Source organism: Parashewanella tropica, assembly GCF_004358445.1.
Taxonomy (GTDB): Bacteria; Pseudomonadota; Gammaproteobacteria; order Enterobacterales; family Shewanellaceae; genus Parashewanella; species Parashewanella tropica.
The window spans coordinates 3,900,655-3,925,878 of record NZ_CP037951.1; the positions used below are offsets into that span (position 1 = coordinate 3,900,655).

General features: G+C 35.7%; 29 protein-coding genes. 23 read left to right on the plus strand and 6 right to left on the minus strand.

Annotated elements, in window-relative coordinates; translation table 11 throughout:
• Window positions 1–2 precede the first annotated feature (2 nt).
• The 4 genes from E2H97_RS17210 to E2H97_RS17225 all read left to right on the plus strand — a co-directional run bounded on the left by E2H97_RS17210 (window position 3) and on the right by E2H97_RS17225 (window position 5,353).
• On the plus strand, window positions 3–1,805 hold the full coding sequence (locus E2H97_RS17210) for an ATP-binding protein (protein ID WP_133408273.1): 1,803 nt from the start codon (window positions 3–5) through the stop codon (window positions 1,803–1,805).
• A 78-nt stretch (window positions 1,806–1,883) separates the two neighbouring features.
• Entirely contained in the window at window positions 1,884–2,264 is a 381-nt protein-coding gene (locus E2H97_RS17215; protein WP_133408274.1) for a hypothetical protein, read from the plus strand.
• A gap of 1 nt (window position 2,265) precedes the next feature.
• Window positions 2,266–3,210 (plus strand): phospholipase D family protein, encoded by a 945-nt coding sequence (locus tag E2H97_RS17220; protein WP_170308350.1) that lies wholly within the window; start codon window positions 2,266–2,268, stop codon window positions 3,208–3,210.
• Between the two features lie 10 nt (window positions 3,211–3,220).
• Entirely contained in the window at window positions 3,221–5,353 is a 2,133-nt protein-coding gene (locus E2H97_RS17225; protein ID WP_133408276.1) for a DUF262 domain-containing protein, read from the plus strand.
• A 67-nt stretch (window positions 5,354–5,420) separates the two neighbouring features.
• Here E2H97_RS17225 and E2H97_RS17230 read toward each other — a convergent pair whose 3' ends face one another.
• Window positions 5,421–7,460, minus strand: a complete 2,040-nt coding sequence (locus E2H97_RS17230; protein WP_133408277.1) for a DNA phosphorothioation-associated putative methyltransferase — start codon at window positions 7,458–7,460, stop codon at window positions 5,421–5,423.
• A 295-nt stretch (window positions 7,461–7,755) separates the two neighbouring features.
• Between E2H97_RS17230 and E2H97_RS17240 the strand changes: the two genes are divergently transcribed.
• Entirely contained in the window at window positions 7,756–8,319 is a 564-nt protein-coding gene (locus tag E2H97_RS17240) for a hypothetical protein (RefSeq protein ID WP_133408279.1), read from the plus strand.
• 152 nt (window positions 8,320–8,471) lie between these two features.
• Window positions 8,472–8,855, plus strand: coding sequence for a hypothetical protein (locus E2H97_RS17245; protein WP_133408280.1), 384 nt, complete (start codon window positions 8,472–8,474; stop codon window positions 8,853–8,855).
• On the opposite strand, the gene E2H97_RS17250 is transcribed toward E2H97_RS17245, so the two are convergent.
• Complete coding sequence (locus tag E2H97_RS17250) at window positions 8,852–9,229, minus strand: DUF2384 domain-containing protein (protein WP_133408281.1); 378 nt, start codon at window positions 9,227–9,229, stop codon at window positions 8,852–8,854. The genes E2H97_RS17245 and E2H97_RS17250 overlap by 4 nt on opposite strands.
• Window positions 9,230–9,476: 247 nt before the next feature.
• On the opposite strand from E2H97_RS17250, the gene E2H97_RS17255 reads away from it, so the two are divergent.
• Window positions 9,477–9,755 carry a hypothetical protein gene (locus tag E2H97_RS17255; RefSeq protein ID WP_133408282.1) on the plus strand — a complete coding sequence of 93 codons (279 nt, stop codon included), beginning with the start codon at window positions 9,477–9,479 and terminating at the stop codon, window positions 9,753–9,755.
• Between the two features lie 89 nt (window positions 9,756–9,844).
• Here E2H97_RS17255 and E2H97_RS17260 read toward each other — a convergent pair whose 3' ends face one another.
• Entirely contained in the window at window positions 9,845–10,981 is a 1,137-nt protein-coding gene (locus E2H97_RS17260; RefSeq protein WP_133408283.1) for a helix-turn-helix domain-containing protein, read from the minus strand.
• Window positions 10,982–11,183: 202 nt separating this feature from the next.
• Between E2H97_RS17260 and E2H97_RS17265 the strand changes: the two genes are divergently transcribed.
• The 16 genes from E2H97_RS17265 to E2H97_RS17335 all read left to right on the plus strand — a co-directional run bounded on the left by E2H97_RS17265 (window position 11,184) and on the right by E2H97_RS17335 (window position 22,999).
• Window positions 11,184–11,660 (plus strand): hypothetical protein, encoded by a 477-nt coding sequence (locus tag E2H97_RS17265; protein WP_133408284.1) that lies wholly within the window; start codon window positions 11,184–11,186, stop codon window positions 11,658–11,660.
• A 60-nt stretch (window positions 11,661–11,720) separates the two neighbouring features.
• A complete protein-coding gene (locus tag E2H97_RS17270) occupies window positions 11,721–12,410 on the plus strand; it encodes a hypothetical protein (protein WP_133408285.1) in 690 nt (229 codons plus the stop codon).
• Between the two features lie 87 nt (window positions 12,411–12,497).
• Window positions 12,498–12,875, plus strand: a complete 378-nt coding sequence (locus E2H97_RS18750; RefSeq protein WP_148669342.1) for a hypothetical protein — start codon at window positions 12,498–12,500, stop codon at window positions 12,873–12,875.
• 35 nt (window positions 12,876–12,910) lie between these two features.
• Window positions 12,911–14,227 carry a type II toxin-antitoxin system HipA family toxin gene (locus E2H97_RS17275; protein WP_133408286.1) on the plus strand — a complete coding sequence of 439 codons (1,317 nt, stop codon included), beginning with the start codon at window positions 12,911–12,913 and terminating at the stop codon, window positions 14,225–14,227.
• 320 nt (window positions 14,228–14,547) lie between these two features.
• Window positions 14,548–14,748, plus strand: coding sequence for a hypothetical protein (locus E2H97_RS17280; protein WP_133408287.1), 201 nt, complete (start codon window positions 14,548–14,550; stop codon window positions 14,746–14,748).
• Window positions 14,735–15,328: a hypothetical protein gene (locus E2H97_RS17285; RefSeq protein WP_133408288.1), complete on the plus strand. Its 594-nt coding sequence runs from the start codon at window positions 14,735–14,737 to the stop codon at window positions 15,326–15,328. The genes E2H97_RS17280 and E2H97_RS17285 overlap by 14 nt, the downstream gene beginning before the upstream one ends.
• A 102-nt stretch (window positions 15,329–15,430) precedes the next feature.
• Window positions 15,431–15,919, plus strand: a complete 489-nt coding sequence (locus E2H97_RS18910) for a hypothetical protein (RefSeq protein ID WP_178074606.1) — start codon at window positions 15,431–15,433, stop codon at window positions 15,917–15,919.
• Between the two features lie 45 nt (window positions 15,920–15,964).
• Window positions 15,965–16,327, plus strand: coding sequence for a hypothetical protein (locus tag E2H97_RS17295; protein ID WP_133408289.1), 363 nt, complete (start codon window positions 15,965–15,967; stop codon window positions 16,325–16,327).
• 45 nt (window positions 16,328–16,372) lie between these two features.
• Complete coding sequence (locus tag E2H97_RS17300; RefSeq protein ID WP_133408290.1) at window positions 16,373–16,768, plus strand: hypothetical protein; 396 nt, start codon at window positions 16,373–16,375, stop codon at window positions 16,766–16,768.
• A 153-nt stretch (window positions 16,769–16,921) separates the two neighbouring features.
• Window positions 16,922–17,572 (plus strand): LPP20 family lipoprotein, encoded by a 651-nt coding sequence (locus tag E2H97_RS17305; RefSeq protein ID WP_133408291.1) that lies wholly within the window; start codon window positions 16,922–16,924, stop codon window positions 17,570–17,572.
• A gap of 19 nt (window positions 17,573–17,591) precedes the next feature.
• Entirely contained in the window at window positions 17,592–18,941 is a 1,350-nt protein-coding gene (locus E2H97_RS17310) for a hypothetical protein (protein ID WP_133408292.1), read from the plus strand.
• Window positions 18,934–19,380, plus strand: coding sequence for a hypothetical protein (locus E2H97_RS17315; RefSeq protein WP_133408293.1), 447 nt, complete (start codon window positions 18,934–18,936; stop codon window positions 19,378–19,380). Before E2H97_RS17310 ends, E2H97_RS17315 begins: the two co-directional genes overlap by 8 nt.
• 11 nt (window positions 19,381–19,391) lie before the next feature.
• Window positions 19,392–19,826, plus strand: coding sequence for a hypothetical protein (locus E2H97_RS17320; RefSeq protein ID WP_133408294.1), 435 nt, complete (start codon window positions 19,392–19,394; stop codon window positions 19,824–19,826).
• 190 nt (window positions 19,827–20,016) lie between these two features.
• The gene (locus E2H97_RS17325; RefSeq protein WP_133408295.1) at window positions 20,017–20,625 is read left to right on the plus strand and encodes a hypothetical protein; all 609 of its coding nucleotides are present in this window, start codon (window positions 20,017–20,019) and stop codon (window positions 20,623–20,625) included.
• A 19-nt stretch (window positions 20,626–20,644) separates the two neighbouring features.
• Window positions 20,645–22,237, plus strand: a complete 1,593-nt coding sequence (locus E2H97_RS17330; RefSeq protein WP_133408296.1) for a hypothetical protein — start codon at window positions 20,645–20,647, stop codon at window positions 22,235–22,237.
• 51 nt (window positions 22,238–22,288) lie between these two features.
• The gene (locus tag E2H97_RS17335; protein ID WP_133408297.1) at window positions 22,289–22,999 is read left to right on the plus strand and encodes an NYN domain-containing protein; all 711 of its coding nucleotides are present in this window, start codon (window positions 22,289–22,291) and stop codon (window positions 22,997–22,999) included.
• Window positions 23,000–23,518: 519 nt separating this feature from the next.
• On the opposite strand, the gene E2H97_RS18895 is transcribed toward E2H97_RS17335, so the two are convergent.
• From E2H97_RS18895 to E2H97_RS17350, 3 genes are all read right to left on the minus strand, one after another.
• On the minus strand, window positions 23,519–23,665 hold the full coding sequence (locus tag E2H97_RS18895) for a hypothetical protein (protein ID WP_170308351.1): 147 nt from the start codon (window positions 23,663–23,665) through the stop codon (window positions 23,519–23,521).
• A gap of 472 nt (window positions 23,666–24,137) precedes the next feature.
• On the minus strand, window positions 24,138–24,788 hold the full coding sequence (locus E2H97_RS17345) for a relaxase/mobilization nuclease domain-containing protein (protein ID WP_133408298.1): 651 nt from the start codon (window positions 24,786–24,788) through the stop codon (window positions 24,138–24,140).
• A 93-nt stretch (window positions 24,789–24,881) separates the two neighbouring features.
• Complete coding sequence (locus E2H97_RS17350; protein ID WP_133408299.1) at window positions 24,882–25,217, minus strand: phosphotyrosine protein phosphatase; 336 nt, start codon at window positions 25,215–25,217, stop codon at window positions 24,882–24,884.
• Between the last annotated feature and the right edge of the window lie 7 nt (window positions 25,218–25,224).

Consider the following 25,224-nt stretch of genomic DNA (forward strand, 5'->3'; position numbering starts at 1 on the left):
ATATGAAAAATAACATCATCCCAGCATCCCTTGCTATCACTTCGATGAGAGATAGTGGTTATAAAACAGCTGCTCATGCAATTGCTGAATTAATTGATAATAGTATTCAAGCAACAGCTACAAATGTTCAATTGTTGTGTATTGATAAATCAAAACAAGGTGGCCTACGAGCAGTTAAGCATGTTGACCAAGTAGCTATATTCGATGATGGTAAAGGTATGGCAAAGCATGTTTTACAACAAGCGCTTCAATTCGGCGGAGGCTTACATAGAGAAGATTCCTCAGGGATTGGGAAGTTTGGCATGGGCTTACCAAGTGCAACTATTTCCCAGTGCAGGAGATTAGATGTTTATAGTTGGCAAAATGGCATTTGCCACTATACATATTTAGATGTGAATGAAATTGAAGCTGGTAATTTAGAAAATGTTCCAGAGCCTATTGAAAAGCCAGTGCCAGAGGTTTGGCGAGAAGCAATTGGTGAAGATTACAACCCAGAGCACGGTACCATAGCTATTTGGAGTGATCTTGATAGAATTTCTTGGAAAACGAGTAAATCTTTATACATTCATTCTGAAAAACTCATTGGGAGAATGTATCGATATTTCATTAATGATAATCGAGTCAAAATTCGTTTCAAATCATTTACCAATGAAATCAGTCTAACACGAACTGATAATAAGCTTTTTAAAGCGAACGATCCTTTATTTTTAATGAAAAATACTGTCTTACCAGATCTTCCCGGTAATTATATTAATGAAACTTTTTTTGAACCTTTTGGGGAAGAACAAGTTATTCACGTTGAAAGCTCCTCTGGACTAAGGGGTGTTGTCAAAATTAAGTATTCTCGCGTTCAAAGAAGTATTCATCAAGAGTTACAGAGAGTTGCTTCTGTAGCCGTAGGCTCGACTAAATGGGGTAAGATAGCTGCTGAGAACCAAGGCGTTTCCATAGTAAGATCTGGTCGAGAACTAAAAGTAACGGAAATTTTTTCGTCAGTATCAGAGCCTCGTGAAAGATGGTTTGGTGTTGAGGTTTCATTTTCTCCAGAACTAGACGAGCTATTCGGTGTAACGTTTGATAAGCAAGATGTTGTTAACTTTGAAAGAATTGACTTAAAAGTTGAAGCAGAGAATGAAGGCTATGATTCTGAAAACTCAAAAGAATACTCAGAATTTGTTGATATATTTGAGAGAGAGAAGTCGGATCGCTATTGGATTTATTTCATTGGTAAAGAAATTCAAGCTAACTTAAAAGACCTCAAAAGTTACGTCAAAACATTAGCCGAATCAAAACCTCAGAACAACAACCCTGATGAGCAACCAACTTTAAGCAAAGCAGAGCATACTGCGAAGAAAATAGCTGAAAAAAGGATTGCGGAAAAAAGACCTACAAATTCAGATCGAAAGTTTCATGATCCAGAAACTCCTGCGAAGGAAAAAATTGATAAGATTAAAGAAACTCTTTCTAGAGAAGGGGTAGATGTTGTAGAAGCAGAGACAGTTGCAAGGACCTTGGTTACAAGTGATTGTAACGTCAAATTTATGGAGCAACCTCTAAAAGGTAATATTTTGTTCGATGTTGCTAGAGAGGCAGGCACGATTATTGTTTTGCTCAATTCAAACCACGAATTCTACCAGTTTTATGATTCTGTTGATGATGATAAAAAAGAGCTTCTAAAGTTAGTTTTGATTGCTTGGGCTCAGGTCGAGGATAACAGTTCAGAAACAGAAAGATCTGATATGGAAGATATCCGAAGTCGTTGGGGCAAAGAAGTTAAAAAATATCTTTTTGAACTCAATAACTAACTTTCGCTCAGCACCATAATTTAAAAGGGCTTTCGAGCTCTTTTTTACTTAACAACGCATGTTATTGTTGGGTTTCATATGTTTAGTTTTCTAAAAAATATTAGAACTTTTTTTAAGACAAAATCAGAATTAGAGCCTCAGGTTAAGAATGAAGTACTCCCTATAGACTTCTCTGAATTTGATGTCAAATTTGAGTTTCGCGAGCTTAAAGGAAACACTTTGTTCGAAATTGAAAGGCTTAGCGGGTTAACCATAATCATTTTGAACATCAAATCCTCATTTATTGAACAGTTAAAAGATGCTTCACAAGAGACTAAGAATACTGTGTTTACTCTTATTTACTCGATGGCGAATATTGAACAAAAAAGCTCAGATTATGAACAAGAGGTTCTTGAGCGCTTTAGGTTGAGGGTTGGTAAGACATTATCTTCTTTACCAATGTATTCTAAGGAAAAATAAAGTGAATTTAATCACTGCGGATCACCTGAGTAATGAATTAGAAGCACAGTTTTCTAGTGCACAATCAATAAAAATTATTACCGGTTATTTAACGCTATCTGCAGCAGAGTTTTTGCTGAACTCAATCAGTGACGAGACAACAGTTCAATTGATTGTAAGAGCGAGGCCGCAGGATCTCATATCAGGTGCCACGGATATTGATGCAATTAAGCTTTTATTCAAAAATGGAGTAAGGTGCCATATTCATAGAACCTTACATGCGAAATTGTACGTAATCGATAATAAATACGGTTTTATAGGCAGTGCAAACTTTACTTCTAACGGCTTAAAGCTCTCTGGTTATGGCAATTTTGAACTATCGACAAAAACAAAGCTAACCGATAAAGATAATGGGCTCATTAGAGAAGTTTTTAATGATTCGATTATGGTTACTAAGCGAGTAATAGAGACTCTAGAAGGGTTTGTATCAAGTAGCTCTGCTACACCTGAACTAGACAGCTCTACCAAGGGATGGTGGAATGAATTGATTGCTCCAGAGGCTTCATATACTTGCGATAGACTGTATATTTCTGATTTACCTTGGGTGAACCTAGAACAAGATTTGTCATCTCTTGATGAGTCATCAGAAAATTTTTTGCATGATGTTGATGTCTTTGGTTTAGAAGTCGACAAAAATGGTAATGCTAGAGCATTGAACTTCCAAAAAAGTAAGATTTATCAATTTTTAACAAGAGAGTTAAGTTCTAAAGAAAATAAAGAACTTTACTTTGGGGAACTAACATCAAAAGTTCATGATTTGCTTGTTGATGAACCCATGCCATATCGTTCAGATATAAAACAACTTGTTTTTAATTTACTCATTTATTGTAAGGTTTTTTCTATGGGTATTTTAACTATTGATACACCAAGTTATTCTACAAGAATAAAGTTAGCAAACCGAATTTAAAGGGATATTTATGGCTATTGAAAACCTAGAACGCGAACTAGGGGTAATTTACAACGAAATTGATAACGACAAGTTAGTTCTACCTAACTTTCAAAGAAGTTTCGTTTGGACTCGTGATATGCAAAAGAAGTTACTTGCTTCAACTTTAGTAGACTTACCCATAGGAAGTTTGTTGACTTTAGAAGGTGAAAGTAGTGACTTTTGTAAGCGGAAACTTTGTTTCCCTGATGACTTAGAATTAACGATAAAGTATTGTGAGTACGTTTTAGATGGACAACAACGCCTTACAACTTTGAGAGCTATACTCTTTGATCTCTTTTCTGGTTCAAATTGGGAGTCCAATTGGAATAATATGTTTGGCTCACTTAGAACACGCTGGTTCTTAAGTTTGAAAGTAAATGGTAGTGATATTTTTGGCTATAACAACTTGAATTTCAGGAGTCTAAGTAAGTTTACAGATTCTGAAATAGAACCTCATATCGAGTTTAAAGCAGTACATAAAACCAAAACTGAGGAGTTACATCATCCTGCTAATACTAAAGTCTTTAGGGGCAAAGCAAGCGATAAATATACTAAATCTCAGCTAGCTTCAAAGTTTGCAGATCAATTCTTAGTTCCATTATGGGAAGTTTACGAAGGCGATAAAGGAATTCATAAACGGATTATTGATAAAATTGCAGAACAAAGATGTATCGAATTAAAAGATGAATTAATAGATAATTTAACACTTGATAATGTTAAATGTATGTTTGCTCCATTAGAAATTGATGATGATGATTTGAATGAAATATTTCAAGAGAACAAAGAGAAAGATGGCAGCTCAATGTTCCAAAAAGAGTTTTCTGATCTTAGAGCAGCTTGGGTCAAAGCATTTACTACTGAATTGAATAATTTGGTCAAAAGAAAAGTTCCTATTGTTCAATTAAAAAGAGGCGAAATTGATAGAGCAGTTTCAATTTTTGAAGCAATCAATAGAGGCGGTGAACCTTTAAGTGTTTACGATTTAATTGTTGCAAAGTCTGCACGCAACAGAGAGCAGCATAATCTGACTCAAATGTTATTAAATGGCTTGTCAGAAGAAATTAAACTACATGATGAATTAATTTGCTCTACGAACCTCATAAAAGACAAAAGTGACAGCTTAACATGGAACTCTGTAGAGTTTGGTGCTGTAAAAGGTAATGAACCAACGAAAATCGTTAAAGATTGGTTCGTCAATCTTCTAACACTCTTAGCATATACGAAGTCCAGCAAAGAGCCCGTTGATATCGAACATATAAAACGTGAGAAAGCACTTAGACTCACAGCAGATCAAGTTAATGCTCATATTGAAATAACAATTACAGCTATAAATAGAGCATTAGCCTTCTTAAACATAAGATGCGGTGTTGTGAGCTGTAAAGATGTTCAATATAAGTTGATGCTTGTAGTATTAGGTTATTTTCTTTCTGATGATGACGTATGGACAGATAAGTCAAAGTTAAACAAGCTTGAATATTGGTACTGGGTTATTGTTTTTGGAGGCGGATATGCAAAAGCTCAGAACACTCGATGCATAAAGGATATCACTGATGTTGAAAGGCTGTTGTCAGGTAAAAACTTATATGAAGTATATCAAGATAGGATGCTAAATGTACCTGACTATGTTACAAAAGATATTCTCTTGAGAAGAGATGATGCAACGGATAAAGAATCTAAATCAGTTAGAAACACTATTCTACAATTTGTTCTATCTAAGAGCCCACTTGATCTATTTCCTGAGCAAGGTAAGACAAGTACTTTAAATGCCTGGGATGTGGCTTTCAATGGATTATTATTAGAATTACACCATTTAATCCCACTTGCTAATGTCAAAAAAATTGGAGAAACCTCTTCTAAATTGCGTAAAGATTCACAGAATGTACTGAATAGTACTCTTAATTTGAGTTATATATCAAAGGATGCTAATAGGAAAATCTCCAGTTATGCGCCTGATGTTTATTTCCAAGAAATTAAACAAACAGAATTATCAAGTCACTTCATAAAGCCTGAGCTTGTTAGTTTCGAAAACTGTAATAAAGCAGAGGGATGCATTCAAAATCTTGAAGATAGGTTTTCATTACTACAAAACGCAATCAATAATCATGTTCGTGGTTTAATTTGATATGTTCTACATCTATGTAGCATAGAGAGCACGATGTCTGAGAAAAAACTTTAGTAAATCTCAGACATCAACTTTTACTAAACCTATACCCTTTAACAGCCAAACCCTCATTAGCCAGTACGAGCCCTAGCGCAGGCTTCGTAAGGTTAGGCTCAGGTAAGAGCTCATACTTTGCTAACTCTACTAAAAGGCGTTTATTAAACGCCTTTTGCTTTTTGAAATCAGCAAAGGAATCATCAATAAACTCGCATTTGTTCAGTAACAAAGGTCGCTTTTCTGGGATCAAATAGTCAAAAAAGTCGACTTCTTGATCCGCCATTTTGATTTTGATTCGCTCTTCAAGTTGAGGTAAAGGTGAATCATCAAAGCCTTTATAACTCAACAAAGTAACTTTACCTGAATGAATGTGGATTTTAATTAGCTGGACAGTCTCTAGTTCTCCATACATTTGAAGTGCTGCACCAACATATACTCGAAGCAGCAATGGCAAATCATCTACAAATTTTTTATGGAAGGTAAAAGAGTGAGGTTGAGCATGTTCGTAGTTAATGAGGCCAGCTGGGAGTGACTTGTGGCTATCAATACATAGCTCTTCGATCAGGCTCGGCTCTGCAATCTTAAATAGTATTTCTTTAGCCTCATTGATACAGATATTGTAGTTGTCGAAAAAGGCTTTGATGTCACGCTTTAGGTTCTCTGGCTGCTTAGTATAAGGTTTTCTTTTTTCGAACAACCCCATAGCAAACAACAAAAGTAAGTCTTCTTTCCTTGATTGCTGTGCTTCTGTGAATGCTTGAGTGTCATACATTTCACACAATAAGCTGAAGACTTTTTTGTGAGAGCCAATTAATTGTCTGATCTCTTCAGACTTTGAAAACTCTTCATTTACAGGTATACGGCCAAGCTCAAGGCACACGTTCCAAAAATCAGTGAATAAATCTGAATTCTGGGTAATAATGAGTTTGGCTTTATCTTTCGCTTGTATTGGCTCGGGAGAAGTGAGTTGTTGCCATTGATGGTGACGGCTGTATTTAGCAATCAGGTAATTTTGCTCTTCTATTTTGTCTTTGAAGATAATGAAAATACCCGGCGCTAGTGTTACTACATTTTCTTGGAGGATTCTCTCTATATAAGCCTTGATTTCTGACTGCGCATAATATTTTTGGAACGTATTTCTTGAGGTGATCACGCCATCCTTATATGGCGTGAACTGTGCAATATAAGAATTCGCTGCCAACATGACGGAAACAACTAAAAATTTATCAGTAAGTTCCCATGCATTGATTAATGCCTCTATGCGTTCATCTTGGTCTTCAATAACATTTAGGACAAACCCTAGATTTACAATATCAGAGTTAATTTTTTCATTATCAGGTTGATAGTTTGGATCCCAACCTAGAGCATCTAGGCCATGAGCTTGAAGCTCTCGTAAATCATCACCTCTACCGCAACCATAATCAAAAATAGAATAATCACCACTTAAAAAGCCATGTTTTGCCAATAACTTCATTGGCGCGGAAAGCTCATGACGGACAATGGCGGTTTTATGTCTATCTATTTTTTCTGAGTTATCATCATCCGTTATAATAGAAGAGCTTCTAAACAACCTGCCATCAATAAGCTCATAGCCTTTACTTTGGATCAAGTTTTGCCACGTTCGTTTAAATCCGATGATCCTCGTGTTCTCATACAAACCTGCGTTCTCGCCTTCTTGGGTAATATCAACAAAGTGCTGATAGTGCTCACTGTTAGGTAAAACCATCGTTTCTTTACGGTGTAATATCGGAGGGTTTTCAGAACCATCGTAAGACGTTATTTTATGCTGGAGTTTAACAAGGTCGACGTTGATGCTTTGTTGCAGAGAAGGATAGGAGTCTGTATAGAAAGTCGGATAAGAGAGCAGAGAGACCCGGAATTCTTTCTTAAAGAGCTTTACTAAGTCCCATTGCTCTTCATGAACAGATAACGCTTTTGCAACTGCAGGAATAAAGTCTTGTAATTGCTTAGGAATAGCTGAAAATGCATCTTTATGGATGTATATGGCATCGGGTAAATGCTTTCCAGCTTTAACTAATGAAGTAAGTTGCTTAAAGGTAGCTGCGTCCATTTTGTTGTTACTTTTTAAAATTTTTATTGAGTAAGTAGTAATAAGCCCTACCAACTTTCTTGAAAGTTAATTTGCCAGATTCTCTCAAATGCATCAACTGACAATCACTCACCTTTAACACGGACTTGGCCTCTTTGCTTGTAAGCCACTGAGTTTCACTCTGAGTAGTTGTTTTATCCATATAAATTTAAGTATAAATTTCAGCCAAATTGCACTTTGAATGTAGTTTCAAATATTACGTCTGATATGATAAAACCTCAATTCGTAAAAAATGAACGTATACAAGGATCGTCATTTGAAGTTTATTTTTGTTGATGCAGAGAACATTGGTCTGCAAAAAGTTTCTGAGATTGAAGCTACGTTAACAGATAAAGTGTTTGTTTTTAGTAAACATGAGTCTGTGATTGAATTATGTGAACGTAAGTTATTTCAAGTCTTTTCTTGTTACCCTACTGGATCCAATCAAGCTGATTTTCATATCATAGGAAATCTCGTCGGAGTATTGGCATCATTAGATACAACTCAAAAGCAAAGCTGCGAATTTGTATTATGGAGCCAAGATAACGCGTTGGTCATGGCTTTTAAGTTCCAATGCAGGCTTCACAAAGCTACCTGTTTCGTTACTTTACCTTCAAAAGAAATAACAAAAATCTCAGTTGTGATCGAAAAAGCAACTGGTTCTGATGCAAAAATTCTTAATTATTTCAAAAGACCAAGGTTAGCAGAATCCGTTAGGGCTATGGTGCAGTTCGAAAAACCTGACTTCAACAGAGTTTTAAATGAGTTCATTAGAAAAGGGCTTATTGTCAGAGCGCACAATAACAAAAAGAAATGGGTGCTGAAAACAAGCGTTTGTTAAATTCCATTTCTTTGCTTAATTAATTTCTTAAATATTTTCATCTATTAGACATCTAGTGTCTGTCCTCTACCTTATTATTTCTCTCATCGAAACAAGGTGGCTTAGCAAGCCATCTTCATGAACATTTTATTGGATGTCCTAAGAGGAACATAATGGGAACAATCATTGGCGTTTTGGCTTTATTGATAGCGAGTTTGCAACTACACCTTCAACGCGTAGAACTCAAGAAAGGTAACGAGCTGGAAGAAAGCAGTAACGAGCTAGATAAACTTAAAGCAACGCTTGATGCAATAAAAAGTGAGATCGAATTTCGTGAAAAAATCATCAGTGATGAAAAAGCGAAAAGTAAAGCAGACTGGGATAAAATCAAAAAAATTGCATGTGTGATCAACAAGAAATTACGCCCAGCTCAAAGAGAGATTCAACAAAAAATTATTCGTCTGTACGGCGGTGAGTATTCCGATATCATCGATCTAACAAAAAATTCAAAACAGCCTCAACAACTGGACAATCAAGTTTTACAAAAAGCGGCTTAAACGGCCGCTTCCTTCAGCGAAAAGTGATTTTTCAACACTTCAAAAACCGTCTTCAAGTCCACCACCCTACCAGAGCGAATCAACTCAATAGGCGCCCTACCAGCAAAGAAAGCACTATGATTTTTAAAGGTCATAAACCCTTTGATGTTTTCTGGGTTTTCAAATGTGCTTCTTAGTAAAGCATGAATATTGAGTATGTAGCTGACTCTAACCAGCTGCTCGCTAGAAAGCACAATAGCTTCGGGCTGGCTATGCAATAAGGTATCAGTTGGTTCACTTATACCGATTATCGTTTGTATTCCACTATTCGAGCAGCCCCACCTTTTTAAAATATTTGAGCAGACCTTGATTGCAACATAGTCTTTTCCCGCCATAACATCTCCCTTACTTATCAGAGCATTTAGGCTAATCACTGGTTCACATTTGAATCAATAATCAGCCTTTATTACTGAAGACTTTTTTGTCTTTTTCAAAATAATTCCTCAATGAGACATATGATGTCTACTCCCTCCCCTATTATGCTCGTCAACAAACAGAGGCGCTGTTCAAAATACGGATTTTCCCCCTAATTAAGCACATTAATTTGTGCAAATGAGATTCGAATTGAAGTGAGAGGTAAAGATGTTTCTAGGTTATAGTTCTGCTGATGGTGTTGGTGAATGGCTGGCTGAGACACTGGCTATATTGTTTGCACCAATTCCAATTGTCTGTTTGATATTAGTCGCGACAAGAAGCAATCACTTGGAACGTAACTGGGTGCTGTGGACATTCTCTACTGCCTTAGTCACATTCCTACTTGGTGAGTTCGTATATTTCATGTTCTTCTATGCAACACCTTTCCTTGTATCTTTGTTCTTGGCAGATCGAGTACGTAAAAAAAACGAAAGAGAATCATATTAACTTTGGCGATTCTAAAGCAAATGCTGGCTTACCAAGAAAATTGAATGCCTTATTTAACATTAATTGTTCTTGGCAAGGTAAAAGCAATATCAGAAATTGGGTTCGAAAACAGGTAATTGCTCTAATGGAATTCCTCTAATAGAAATATCATTGCTGCTTTCATAAAGCGCATAGGCGACTTGACAACGAATGCTTTCCTGCACGCCCAAATCTGTTTCTGTTAATAGGACAAATTTAGCTCCAAGTGCTAATCCAAGACCAGTGTATTTGTGACGTGCCTTTTGGCTATCAGTGTCTTTACCCATGACAAAGCAAGCGATAAGAGGGTCACCTGTAACATCGTAAACCATAATGTCACAGCTGATATTTTGCTCCGAGGTAATTTGCAGTTGCACATCTTCTTTAATAAAAGTTGGTGAGTAATCCAGTTCATTGGATAGTAGATTCAATAATTCATTAATAGCGTCTTTTTTCTCTACAAATGCGGGTAGAGTAAATTGATTTTGCAGTAACTTCCTAGCGCAAAGGCAATGTAACTGATGAGCAAGCTCTTGTTGAATGTATTCAATTTTTTCATTCTTTATTCTGGATATAGTGGATTGTTCGACACCAAGTTCTAAGGCTAATAAGGACTGATTTGTGATTGGAGTTCCAACTTCCGCTTCTCTAACTAATTTTGTGAGATGTAATTGACAATCATCTTTATGAAGCAGTGTTGTAATCATCACTGGATAGGACTTTTTCAACGCACTCACTACGGCATCACAGCAATCATCGCAGGTATATATCTGAGAGAAGCTATTAAGATCATATGTAGGACTCTCGATGTACAGTTTCGATACATGAGGATTGATATGGAATGATGTGTTCGGTTGTTTACTTAAACATATTTGACAACTGCCACCAGAAGCAATATTCCGTGCCGATTGCTCTGAATAATCCTGAGGTATTTCAGAATCTGGATCAGAAGATAGATATGAGAATGCAAGTGATTCATTCACCAATTTGTCTTTACTAGACATGTATTTAACTTTAAATGCTTTCTCAAGCTTTTCAATGGTTGATTGTCTCGGAAGTGCTGTATTGTCTTCTGAAAGTAAGCGGTAGAGAGTCGCTACTGACACACCTGACATTTTAGATAAGCTTTCAACACTATGAGGTAACTGATGCTCTACATTCTTTTTATTTTTATCTATAAGGTTGTAGATCCAGGATGCTAACGACATACTTTAAATCCTTTCATATTAAGCATAAAGACTATCAATTCACGCATAATAAAACTAACACTGCCAAACGATCAATCCGAATTATCATATTACGCATAATTATGACCAAATATTGATAATGAGAATAACAGTAAGTATATTTGCGCTCATCAACAGGAACACAGCATCCACCTTGCTTTAACGTTTTTTAAAGGGAATAAAGATGGCATTAATTACTGATAAAACTGCACGTATTGAGTTTATTGAATCTATTCTACCTAGTGAGAAATCAAAAGGACTTTCAGTCACTGAAATTCAATCTAAATGCGAATCTAATGGTTTTTATGTAAGTCGTAAAACCACAGAAAGAGATATCAGTCGATTAGAGCTTGAGTTAAAAGCTAAAGTTATACGAGCAGAAGGTAGAACCAAGTTTTACGCTAAAGTAGTTTCACAAACGATTAATATGCCTAAAGAGTTAGCATTTGTGCTCAGCTTTTACGCTGACAGTGTAAATGAAACCTTTCCATCTCATGTAACTTCAGAATTAAGTGATTATTTTAAAAGTGCCGAAAAAATAGTGAAAAAAATAGAAATGTGTAAACCAAATGATCAATTAAATTCCATCATAAGGCAAGTGAAACCATGCAAAGAAAGAAGTAAGGACGTTATTTTTTATGGTAACGAACTTGCAGCCTAAACAGCACTGCATTAGCTACAAAATCAAAAATACAAATAAAAAACAATTAAGGGTTTAATCATGGGAAGTAATGAAGTAAATGATGATAAAAGCGGTTTAAATACTTTCGGTATCTCAATAATCATTCTTTTATTCATAGGCTATGGGTTTTCAGGGCTTTGTTCACTATATGCTGAACTATATCTTGAAAAATGGTTTGACATAACCCAATTATCAAGTGGAATAAAAGGTGTTTATTTCGATTTTTATATTCATCTGTCTGGCTTAGCTCTATCATACTTTTTCGCAGGGCTGCTTATAGGTTTTTTCACTTCAGAAAATACTGGCGTAACTTTGTTTGTTGGCATAATTGTTACTTATGTCGTCTTTCTTCTCTCTGCAACCTTGGGAATAATGGGGGCACCTACGCATAACAATATGGATCCATGGCTACTTAAGTATTGGTACTATGTTCTTTTTTTAATCATTATGGTTGTTTTCGGGTTTCTAGGTTCTACTTTGATTACAAAAATCAAATATGCACTAGGATGGGAAGAATTCGGCATCTACGTTATCTTTGGATTAATAGGTTTTATTGTTCATTGCTTAATTAGATTACTTATCAAACCTTTTACTTATTTATTTTTAGTCTTATGGTTAGCTTTTATACCAACAATGATATTAGCGAGCCATTATCAAGCAAACTACCGTACATTTTATTGGACTAAAGCTCATATACATTGGTGGGAATTTTTAATCAGCTTTTTTTAAAGATAAAAAAAACCATATGATTTTCTATAAGACACTTTTGTTCCATTGATATAAAAGTGCTTATTCTTTCATTCAGGTAATGCTCCAATGTATAAGATAAAAAATTTAGAGTTGATTAGACTCTTAATTAAAGAGCTATATTCGATTGATAATTCTATTGGCTGTCCTGACTGTATTTGTGATCTTCAAATACAATTCTTCATTGATAATCAGAATAACCCGGAGCAAAGTATGTTAATTGGTGAAATTAATAGAGTTGGAGAAATTGAAGATTGTGTTCCTGTAGCGGAATATGAAAAGCATGATGTGTCTTGTTTTATTTTTAAGATCTGGTTTCAGTGCACAAGCATTTACGACAGAAATATACCGGAGTACGACGTATGCCCAAATTCATGCTGGCATGCTTTTCATGGCTCGCTATATGAGATCAAAAACCAAGCTAGAGATTTTTGGAATATTCATTGATGTATCCCAAACAAACTTAAAAAGGATAAATCAGAATGGTGAAGGAAGTTGTTACCGTTAAATATCAAAATACTGATGTCGGCACTATAAGTTTTGATACTGATAAATATGCCAGCACCTTTGAGTATGACCATGACTTTATAGGAGCAGGAATTGAACTTTCACCAATTGAAATGCCATTATCTGAGCGCCATTATAGCTTCTCTAGGTTAAATTTTGATACCTATAAAGGATTACCGGGCTTGCTGTCTGACTCTTTCCCTGACGATTTTGGTAACAAGGTACTCAACTCATGGCTACTAACCCAAAATCTGTCTTTACAAGATATTACTCCAATACAAAGACTGAAATATATTGGAACCATAGGCATGGGCGCTTTGGAATACACGCCTGAATTAAAGCTGGCAAGCGACAATTCAATAGAACACATAGATTTCTCATCGCTAATTTCAGCCACACAACAAGTATTGAATTCAACTGCTTTATTTGAAATAGATCTAAACCCTCAGCGCAAAGTGAAACAAGAGGCCATAGCATCATTACTCTCTGTTGGTATCAGCGCAGGTGGCGCAAGACCTAAAGCTATCGTCGCTTTCAATAATGATTTGACCCAAGTTTGTTCTGGTCACGCAGACATTCCAGATGGGTTTACTCATTACTTAATGAAATTTGATGGTGTTACTGAGCACAATAAAAATCAAGAAACCTATGGTGATCCTCTTGGCTTTGGTGCTATGGAGTACGTTTATCATTTAATGGCCACAAGATGTGGGATAGACATGATGCCATGTTCACTATTTGAAGAGGGCAGTCGAAGGCACTTTATCACTCAACGCTTTGACCGTGACCATAATCATAAAATACACGTTCAAAGCCTCAATGCTATTGCACATGTGGATTACAAAAAACCAGGATCATTTTCTTACAATGAATTATTCGATATAGCCAAGAAGCTAGAGCTTTCTTATGTTGAACTCGAACAATTATTAAGACGAATGATCTTTAATATCGTCGCCCGTAACCATGACGATCATTCTAAAAACTTTGCCTTTATGTTGAACAATAACAAATGGGCATTAGCACCCGCCTATGATTTAGCTTATAGCTATAAGCCCAACAGTATATGGGTTAATAGCCATTGGATGAGCTTAAATGGCAAAAGAGACCGCTTTAATCGGGCTGATTTTTACTCCATTGAAAAGCTCATTCCAGTATTTGATAAAACAAAAATCGATTGCATTATTGATGAAACGATTGAGCATGTATCGTGCTGGCGTCAACTCGCTAAAGAGTGGGAAGTGCCGAATGAATTAACAGCTGAAATTAACAGTAATCTTCGTCTATATATTTAAAACTTAATGACAGTCTAAAACCACATATTTTCAGAAACTTCCGTAAAAAACAATCGGCAGATACTTCGTTATAATCAGAGTCTCTTATAGCTAAAAATAAGGTAAACAATGAACGAAAAAATACTCTGGGTTATTCCTGCCTTAATCATGACGATTGGACTGATTTGGATATTAAAGAAAAATAAATAGCATTTGATTTAATAACTATTTCTGTTCCTCTAACTATGCGCGGTGATAGCTATTTAAGAAGTTTCTGAAAATAAAAATCACTGTTCATTTAAGTTAAAATTTTAATTATTAGAGTTGATAAGGTTATTTAAATGGGATTCTTGGTATTTTTGTTACCCATGGCAGTCTTGGTGGGCGGAAGTTTGTGGATGGTCAAAAGAGGAACGCAGCAGAAAGAGAACGACTGTAAAGGAAAAGAAGAACAATTAGCCAAAATGAGAGAGTTAGAAAAAAGAATAACTGCATTAGAAGAAAAGTCTAAAGAAGTGGAGATTAAAAATGATAAAGTTTAAAAGTCATGACACCAGCATATTTGCTTTGCTACTGACAATTACTATCGCTCTGCTTGTGGGGTTTATAGGTATTCAATTAATTGGCATTTATTCCAACAATGCTGATGAACTTTACTCTATCGGTGGTCTTGTCTTCTTTTTAGCAGGTATTTCTTCTTGCATTACAGCCATGAGCTATAGCAACAATCATGTGTCAGAAGCTAAAAGATGTTGGTCTTACTATTCAAAAGAAAAACTATCAAAGCTAAGAAGATTGATCGGATTAGAAGCCAGTCTACACGCTTTTATTTGCTATTGCTCAGTGGTGTTTACTGTCGCAATAACCCTCTCAATTATTTATATAACAGAAAATCGTCACCTTGCTCAAATTAGTTTGTTATTTATATTGTGTTCACAATTACTTTTTTTAATTCTAATCAAATTCTTATTAAATCTCCGAAACAAGGCTAGAACAGATATTCTACGTTTGCATTTTAAGGAAATAGATGACGCAGAGGTAAAGAAGGAGCAATTTCGAGATGATAAGGGAAGAGAACGTTTTTCTAATAAGTTTTTGAATTGGTTGAAGGGTGACTTTTAAAAAATATATTTTTTAGTCACATGTAGGCTAGCCTGACTGCTTTTGAATAACCATAAGTGGTAAGTTTAAATAAAAATCATTCGTTATATGGTGGGGATTGAAATGACTAATATGCTTCTTTTCTGCATTCTAATGGCAATTATTGCAACGGGTATCTATTTATACGCACTATATATACGTGCAAAGGCACGGACTCAATGTTCGGAAATCAAGCAAAAAAACAAATTAGTTTATACAAAAGTTAGGGATCATAAAGGTAATCGTGAGGTCTATGACTCTAACATCAATCAGTGGCTCTTATGGAAGTTGGCTATGCCTGATTGTAAACCAGATGAAAAAGCAATCATTGAAGACATGTTTAATATGGAAGACGACATCAATTCTGAAGAAGGCATCAATATCAACTCTATTTCACCAGATGTGAGTTCAAATAGCTCAGAAATGCCAGACTCATCAAGCATCAGTAGTCATGACACAGGTAGTAGTTATGATTCAGGTAGTAGCAGCTATGATTCAGGTAGTAGCAGCTATGATTCAGGTAGTAGCAGCTATGATTCAGGTGATAGTGGTTCGGATTCAGGTGGTTATTAGTAAGTAACTGAACTATAGACTTTATTATTTAATGGTTGGATCAAAATGACTGCTGAAGCATTTATTATTGGTTTAATTTTTACTGCTATGGGTATTCTCTTTACATATTATATGAGTCGAAGTACAAATGTCCTCGCTAAAAACAAATCAGTTTATACAAAAGTTAGGAAACAAAATGGTCAGCGAGAGGTCTATGATCTAAGCATCAATCAGTGGCTTTTATGGGAGTTGGTTAAATCAGATTGTACATCTGATGAAAAAATCATAATTGAAATTATGTTTCATATGCAAGATGAATTCAATTCTGTAGAAGGCATCAACATCAACTCTATTACATCAGACATGAGTTCAAATAGCTCAGGAATGTCGAACTCATCAAGCGGTAGTAGCTATGATTCAGGTTGTTAGTAATTCACTTAACTATAAATTTTATTATTTAATGGTTGGATCACAATGACTGCTGAAGGATTTATCATTGGTTTAATTTTATTAGCTGCAAGTTTTCTCACTACATTTTATTTGAAGCGAAGTCCAGATAGTGAGGATCAAAGTGAAGAAATCGAGCTTACAAACAAGTCAGCTTATACAAAAGTTAGGAAACAAAATGGTCAGCGAGAGGTCTATGATCTAAGCATCAATCAGTGGCTTTTATGGGAGTTGGTTAAATCAGATTGTACATCTGATGAAAAAATCATAATTGAAATTATGTTTCATATGCAAGATGAATTCAATTCTGTAGAAGGCATCAACATCAACTCTATTACATCAGACATGAGTTCAAATAGCTCAGGAATTTCATATTCATCAAATAGTAGTAGCAATGACACTAATAGTGATGGTTCGGATTGAGTTGGTTGTAAGTAACTGTCCTTAAAACAGATAAAGCTAGCTTTGCTATATGCTGAAAATATAGAATTACCCATCTATTTTTAGAAACTTCTAAAAAAATACAATCGTTTTTTTTTCATTAAATTTGCTCCCAACTTAATAAGGAGTAGTTAAATGAAAATTCAAAATTCACACATTAACCTAACAAACATCAAGAAAGCACTATTGGTTTTAGCACCATTTATTTTATCTGCGTGCAGCAATACGAGCGGCGTTGGTGAAGATTATAGAAAACAAAAAGCAGAGCAATTCGAACGTGAGGTTGAGTTACAGCAGCAAACACTTAACACCATCCCTGATTGGTTTTTAACACCTTTAAAGTCAGATGAAAATGGCTTCTATGCTGTTGCTTCTGGCCAAGCAAAATCCTTAAACTCTGCAATTAGAAAAGCTGAATTAAGAGCGCAAACAAGCCTAGCAGGGAATATAAGTCAGCTAATCTCTGCACAAGAGAAGTTGTTTAATAAGTCTACCGCAGTCGATGAAGGGGATACTCTACAATCTGCGATTGATAGCTTTATTCAAGAGCAAAATGTTGCCGGAACAGAATTCGACAAAAAGGTAATCGCGCAAATTGGTAATGAATTTATTGTTTACGTTCGTGCCTACCTACCAGTAAAAGAAATCCAACGAGCAAAACAAAAATTAGATTTTGCAAAAGATCTAGATTTAGCGTCAGCAGAAGCACAGCGCGAATTAATGAATCGTGTACATCAAGCTAAGAAGCTTCAGTCACAAGTTAATCAAACCCCTACAAATAAATAAAGTAGACAAGAACACTAATATGAAAAATACAATTATAAATTTACTACTGATCTTTGTGGCTTGTAGTTTTACTGCGCAGGCTCAGGCTGTAGGTACAACAAAAACACAATCTCAAAAAATAAAAGCGGTCATTAGCACTGGTGAACAAGTGCTTGGAGAAAAACACACGCTAGAAGAAGCTTATGTCATAGCGGAAAAAGTCGCTAAGGCCAAAGTCGTTAAAAAAATGGGCGAGTATTTTGAAACCGTTAGCATTACTAACAGTAAAACAAATAGCCTAAAGCAGTATCACGCAAGTATTAGTGCTTCGGTCTTAAAATACGAAGTGATTAGCAAGAAAAAAATTCTGGTAGATGATGAGTTGGTGGTACAGGTAACAATCAAGGCTTTTCCTGAACCTGCAAAATTAAAATCAGCAATGAAACGTTTTCAGAATAATGAGCGTACAAAAAACGAATTGAAGAGAATAAATGCTCAGTTTAAAAGGCTGAGCGCCAAGCTCAAAGAACGTGATGATCTCGTAGCTAAATTGACGAAATTGCAAAACGACAAAGCGAGTGAAATACACAAAGCCAATACCAAAGTAAGAAGCCGAGATCGAGAAATCAACCGCTTGAAGATCAAACTGTCTGAAAAGCGAAAGCAAATTGCATCATCAGCGAGTTTATTTGACGACAAGGTCATGGTTTTCGCCAAAACGCATTTTACTAATAGTGGCTCAGAAAGAATGAGCAAGCTTGAAAAAAGAAAACAAGAAGCTCTTAGAATGGAACCTGCTTACATCGAGACTTTGAAATCAATCATTAGCAAATTCGAACATGATATCTATGTTTGGGTTACAGAAGATGTAACTGAAGAAACCATTACTGTATCTATCTCTCCCTATTGGAAGGTGCCTGAAAATATGGCTCAAATGCCATTCAATGGTGGCAAAATTGATGAAAAATTTAGGAATAGATATAAGTGGAGGAGTACTCACGTTAAAATTAATTCGAAGTGGTTAGGCTCAAAAGCGCAGGATCTACTGCACCTCAAGTACGCCATCTTTTATGTCGTCAACGTTAACGATGAAAAAATCGAAATTCCAGTTTTACTTCCTGTTGAGCATCACGAAGACTTGGCATACAACGAACAATGTTCTTATGCGGATAATCTAGGCTCTCGAAAAAAGTGGAAGTTCTTATGTTTCAATTACAGCTTTAACTCGTCTGCAATTGAAGATAGAAGTGCAATTGCCTTTGATGAATACCTAAATAAATCATCTTTTAAATTAGAATTTCCTATAGATGAAGATGTTGATGTAAAAAGTAGATTTGAAATTAGGGAAGTGAAAAGTGGCAAAAAGGTATTCACTAAGACCAATGGATAAGCTCTTATCATTAATAATCCTGTCATGCTTAATTACTGGTTGTGCGACCAATAAAGAAGGTATAGAACACAAAGGTGTTGTAACAAAGAAAAACCATACAACACCAGAAATTCCCAGTTGGGTTTTAAACGCTGAACATTCACATCTTTATCCAACAGGTGTGTCTTGTGCAGAAATCCGAGGAAAGGGCTATCAGGATAAATTGAATGCAATCGAAGTGGCAAAAAATGGTGCAAGATTAAATCTATTCAAAAAGTTGGGCGGCAAGCAAGAAATTTCAGCCGTCGAAGGAATGGAAATTAAAGGAAGCAAAGCGCAGTACTCAGCAATTATCACCCATAAATCAGCAGGTGAGATTGGCAAAAACCGAACGCTAAACGAAGGCATTTATAGGTTGAATGGTGTTAACAACTACTGTGTTGAGATTGCTCTTATTTAAGGACAAATAAAATGTTAGATCTATTTTCAAAAATATTCCGATTTGGAAGAGTTAGTAATACTCAAAAAGCAAAGAAGCAAAACTCAAGCTCAAATAATGAAGTTAAAAATATTGAGCCACCTTCGGAAAAAGCCGAGGTCGAGTCATTAACCCAACAGTTTTTTGAACCACTAGAAAAAGCAATGGCTTCTGTGGAAGGCAATGATACACCTAAAGAATGTTATTACCTCCCATTATTGCCAACCGTACTTGAATGGCTTGGGTATAGCATTTCAGCATCTGCTAGTGAGCTGCATTTTGGAATATATTACAACAATTGCCACTGTGAGGTAGTTGCAGCTAATACTGAGGTGTGGTTTGTGCCTGTAGGGAAGTTAAGCGGATGTAAACTTGAATATAAATACACTCATTCTTCGATGATGAAACTGTGCGCAGAGTATTTGTAAAACCAAAATCGAAACTAACACGAAATTGAGTATCCAACTTAACGCATAAGAATTACTTTGACATTTACATTGCTGAATTTACAGTATAAAAATATAACTTTCAGAAGATTCTAAAAAAATAAAAAGGTAAAATTATCATTAATATTCTTTATCAACTTAACGAGATACACAAAAGATAGAGGACTTAACCATGAAAATTTTAAAAGCAATAGAAACTATCTCAAACCTGTTTAGTAACCAAAAAGAAGCGTCTGCACCAGAAGTGAGCGACTATGTGAAAGCCGTTTACCCACTGATTTGCTTGACCAAGAAATCAATAGCAGATAACCAGTTGCAAAGGGAGTTTGGCGAAGATCCAATAGAAGAGCTAAAGCGTCTTGCGTATAGAATGAGTTATGCAAAAGACATCAAACTGGACCTAGCCATTGAATGTGCAACAGCAATGGCTAGCATGAAAAAAGGTTATACGATTAAGCCGCTATTTAACGGTGACTTTATTGCCAAAAGGGACGGCGTAAAAGCCTATGTGCGAGTTCTACCTTATATTGATTCGCTTCTATATAAAAGTGCAGATGGCATCACTAGAGAAGATATCGATGAGTTGATTCTTCAAAAAAATGAACATGGTTGCAGCGCCGCCATCTACCTTAGTTTTGGGCGTACTACATTAGACACTCGCTTTTATTCCAAAGCGAATGAAGTTTTTGGTGTTGACGCATTATCGCTTTTGTCGCTTTTGAAAGTGAATAGAACAAACACGAATCACAATAGAATAGTAGGCGAGCTAGTCGCTGCTTAAAACGGAGTATGTATTTAAAATGTTAGCCCCTGAATATCAACCCAAGAAACTTTTAATCTGCAATGCTTTTACTAAAGGGTATGAAGCTTATGAAGTTTGCCAACATTTAATATTAAATGATTGTGATTGGTATGATGTTAAATATATTGAGCTAATTGTTATTTTATTAGAAGGTAGTGTTTCTGAAGATAAGTTCATAAGAGACTTAAAAAAATGGGTTAAGATTTTTTCTCAATATAAAAAATACGAAAATATTAGTCATATTTTTTCATGTTTAAATACATCTTCTATACATGTCAATTTTGTAAAAGGTAATACTTTGAAAGTACAAGAAAAGGATTTGTATGAAGTTCTAAATGTGCATCTCTTTGATTTTTCGATTAAAGCTGAAAAGGGTAGTGAACTCCTCGATGTGACCGATATTAAAAAAGAACATATTATAAACTCAAAAATGTACCCTAATAACCCTCGCTTTTCAAATCCAGCAAGTGCACACCTATTAATGGAGGAGGAGCCATTCTTTAACAAGGCTATTAAATCACAAGAGAAACCTAATAAATATATTGTGTTTTATGATGAGTACTCTATTATCCTATCTTTTTCTTGCGATAAATCGGTAAATGATAATACGTCTAAATCAAAGCGGTTACATCGTAAAAATAAAGAGTTCAAGTCGAATTTAAAACTACTGATGGGAAGATATTCACGTTATCACGATCGTATCTCCTTATTTGATTTTGGTAATGAAATATATAAAACTAGTTTTTGTGATTTTGCTGACGCAGGCTGTAAAAAATTACATGACTATAACCTTGTAGAGCCAGTAAAGTCTGAACTAGATGAAATTATTTTGATGATTGGCTGCTTACAACTAGAAAGTAACTTTTTTGCAGGTGAATATTTAAAATATGAACGATTACCAAAAAAATTAAACCATACAAATCAGGTGCGAGACTTTAATCAAATACCTGTTTTAAAAGAATCCAATACATTTGATATAAAATTAAAAAAAGGCAATAAATTTGATAGTGAATTAAAAAAAGACGATATATCAATCAAATTTTATTGCCGAGCTATCAAAGGTGTAAGCGAAGGTGCAAGCGACTTAAAGCCAAAATATCAATTTAAAATATACGAAAAGAGTAAAAAGCTATTCGAAGGAATGTTAAATCTAAGGTCTGCTATGTATTTGTACACTTGGCTTGATAACGTAGGAAAGCCATTTTTTCTCAAAGACAATATTGAATTAGGCAAATTGAAGGCCACAAACTTATATTACCTTTTCACGGGTGAAAAATTAGATGCTGCTAAAAATGAAAAATCAATTAGTGATCAATTGAAAGGCGAAATTGATAATCTATGCCCTAAGGCAGTTGAAATCCTATTTGGTAATACTGAAAAAGGTGGAGTACTTGGGGGGCAAAGCGAGAGTAAAGATAAATTTATGTTTAAAGCATACCTGAAGGAAATTAATATGCCAAAAACTTTAATCGATTGTTTAGAGCCAATAAGTGATAAGAGCAGTAAAGCTAAAGTAATCAGTAATTCAAGTAAGCCCCGAAGGCCTTATGTATTAAATATAAAGAAAGAAAATATTAAGATTATTAGGTAGTGTTAGCAGTAAAGTATCAATAGTAATTTATCAACAGTTTCAGGATGAAAAATGAAAGACAAGGAAAAAATTGCGCTTTTTATCGACGCAGACAATGCGCCAGCCAAAAAAATTGATGTAGTGCTATCTGAACTCGCCAAGTTTGGCGTTGTGAACATTCGTAAAGCCTATGGCAACTGGAAAAGTGCGAACCTTAAAGGCTGGGAAGAGGTACTACATGAGTTTGCCATTCAGCCAATTCAACAGTTTGACTTAACCAAAGGAAAAAACGCCACTGACATTGCTCTTGTAATAGACGCAATGGACGTGCTGTATACCAAAAACGTAGACACTATTTGCCTAGTTTCGTCAGATTGTGATTTTACCCCACTTGTTACCAGAGCTTTGGCTGACGGTAAATTTGTCATCGGCTTTGGTGAACGCAAAGCACCGCCAGCTTTTGTGAATTCTTGTTCAAGGTTTTTGTATCTTGATGCTGAAGTTGAACAAGAGGAAGAAGTAAAATTACTCAATGGTGATGATTTAAAGCGTGAAACAAAGCTCATCAATTTATTGCGACAAGCAATAGAAGCGGTTGAGGAAGAAGACGGCTGGGCACAGCTTGGAGGAATTGGAAGTCACATATCAAATCATGCTTCATTCGATCAACGTAATTATGGCTTTAAAAAGTTAAGCGACTTACTGATGGCTATTGACCTTTTTGAAATGAAAAAAACCAATGGTACAGCTTATTGGGTGAGAGAAAAGAATAAATCATGTTAAAAATAATCTGTATTAATCCAGACAAGAAGGCATCCATGAATCAGGCATTCAAGAGGGGTCTTTAACCCTTCGTGTAATTTGTGGAGCATCTTAATATCAAGCCTCTTTGATATTTTAGGATTTCAGTCGCACCGTTGCGCTGTCCCAAAGATGGCACAAGGTCTACACCTGTAGACCTTGCTGCTCCATACGAAATTTAATCGCTTAAACAGGATCTGGAGCTTCAATTGGATAAGCTTTTTGTTCAAAGTCTTCAACAAGCGTAAGCAAAGCTTCTAATTCCTCACCCTCTTTTGTATCCGGCTCAGCAACTGTCATTAAATATTCGATACGAGCTAATGCGTTTTCATTATCTGCTTCTTTTCATATCCATTAAACCACGTCAGTTTGAGTTGGTTATAGTTGTTGCACTGGGTTTATCAGGGATGTGATCTCAAATGCAATAAGTTAAACCTGTAGTTTTGTGCTGTATGAGTTTTTTTGAACATTCAATGAGCCTATTACCTTGAGTATACAGATCTAAACGGAAGTAGGTTTTTCTGCGGAAGCAGATACGTCATTGATGAATTCTATAATTTCAGGCAATTGATCTTCATAAGCACTTATTGTATTTGCAATCAATTCAACGATACGACCGTTACGAACATTATCTTCTTTAGTAGACATTATATCGGCCAATAAATCAGTTAAAGATTCCAGTTCTTGAACATTACGGATTACAGTCGGACTTTAATAACCACACCGCTAGAAAGCGTATGGCTTTGATGGCTCATAATCCTTCCAATAATTCATTGTTTCTACCAGAATACTGAATATACCTGGCGGCACAACAACTTGATTTTAAATATATTTTAGATATACAAAGTTGGCTCAGAGCCATATCTATAACTCTAGTATTTGTCGTACTTATAACTATCAAGAGGCGGAAAATCCCGCCTAAACTAACTGGATATTTTTCCATTTGGCCTATCAAATTGGGAATAAGACTCCACCAAATAGTGGAGAAATTTGTGCATTAACTCAACTCAGAAAAGGGATAAATAAAAAGTTTTGCCGAATGGTAATCAAAGGTGTTGACTATAATGACGTGGTATATCTCTTGGTTAATCATATCAACGAATGCTGATTGAGATGGCTCTTAATGGCAATCTAAAACCTGCATATCGTGGGTTTGGGCTTTAATTGGTGTATTTATTAATTTTGCGGCTCTTAAACTAGGCGTAGCCTCAGCTGCTATGCCTTGCCTTTCCATTTCTTTAGCAAAACGTTCACGCCATATCTGCGGCAACCCTTTGCGAACATGTAAGCGTTTACCATCAAACCCAAGATTCTTAACGGTTAGGTGAACGTGTGGACTGTCGGTATCAGTGTGCAGCGCCATAACGTATTGGTGATTGTTGGCGAATGTCTTTTTTGCGAACTCTCTTACGGCTTTTTTTACGGCTTTGGGTTCGGTACCATCAGGCATGGATAGAACAATGTGAGTACTATGACGAGTGTGTCTTTTGGTTTCGCTCTGCGGTTCTTCCCAGTCTTTAGCTAAAAGATGGAGTGACTGTTTATCTTGGTAGACCTGACCACATTCATCTTCAATTTCCAGCTTTCCATTACGACTGATGTAATCAAAATGGCTTTGGGTATGAGCTGCTGTGTAGCAATAACCGCTTATTTTCACCATGACTTCTGGCGGCTTTTTGCTGTATCGAGAAAGTGACTTGATGCGGTTGGATTTGTATCTAACATCACCTGATAATAGCCCTGAGATAGTGTCGTTAGTTAGGCTACTCATTGCAGTTACCTCTCTTTCTGCACATTATAGCTGTCTGTATCGGCTTTCTTTTTGATAGTTAGCAAATTACGGTACGAACTCAATGCACACTGGTTATAAAAAACAACTCACTTTTCTATCCAGCTCAGCGACTAAGCTATCCGACATAAATTGATATTTATCTTCAATTTCTAGATTAATGATCTTATGCAGGTATTTATCGTTAGTATATTGCTGTATGCGTTTGATATGTTCAGGCTCCATCACAAACACAATATCTGCCCAATCGAGCATTTCTTCACTGCAAATTTGGCTATTGTACTTCTCACACAATTTAAAGCTTAACCCTGCTGACTTATAAGTGTTATTCGGTTTTGTTTCGGTAAAGTAAACCTCAGCGGTCTTACTTCTTTGTATGTTCGCAGTGCAAAGAAAGAGTATTTTTTTCATAAGTCCA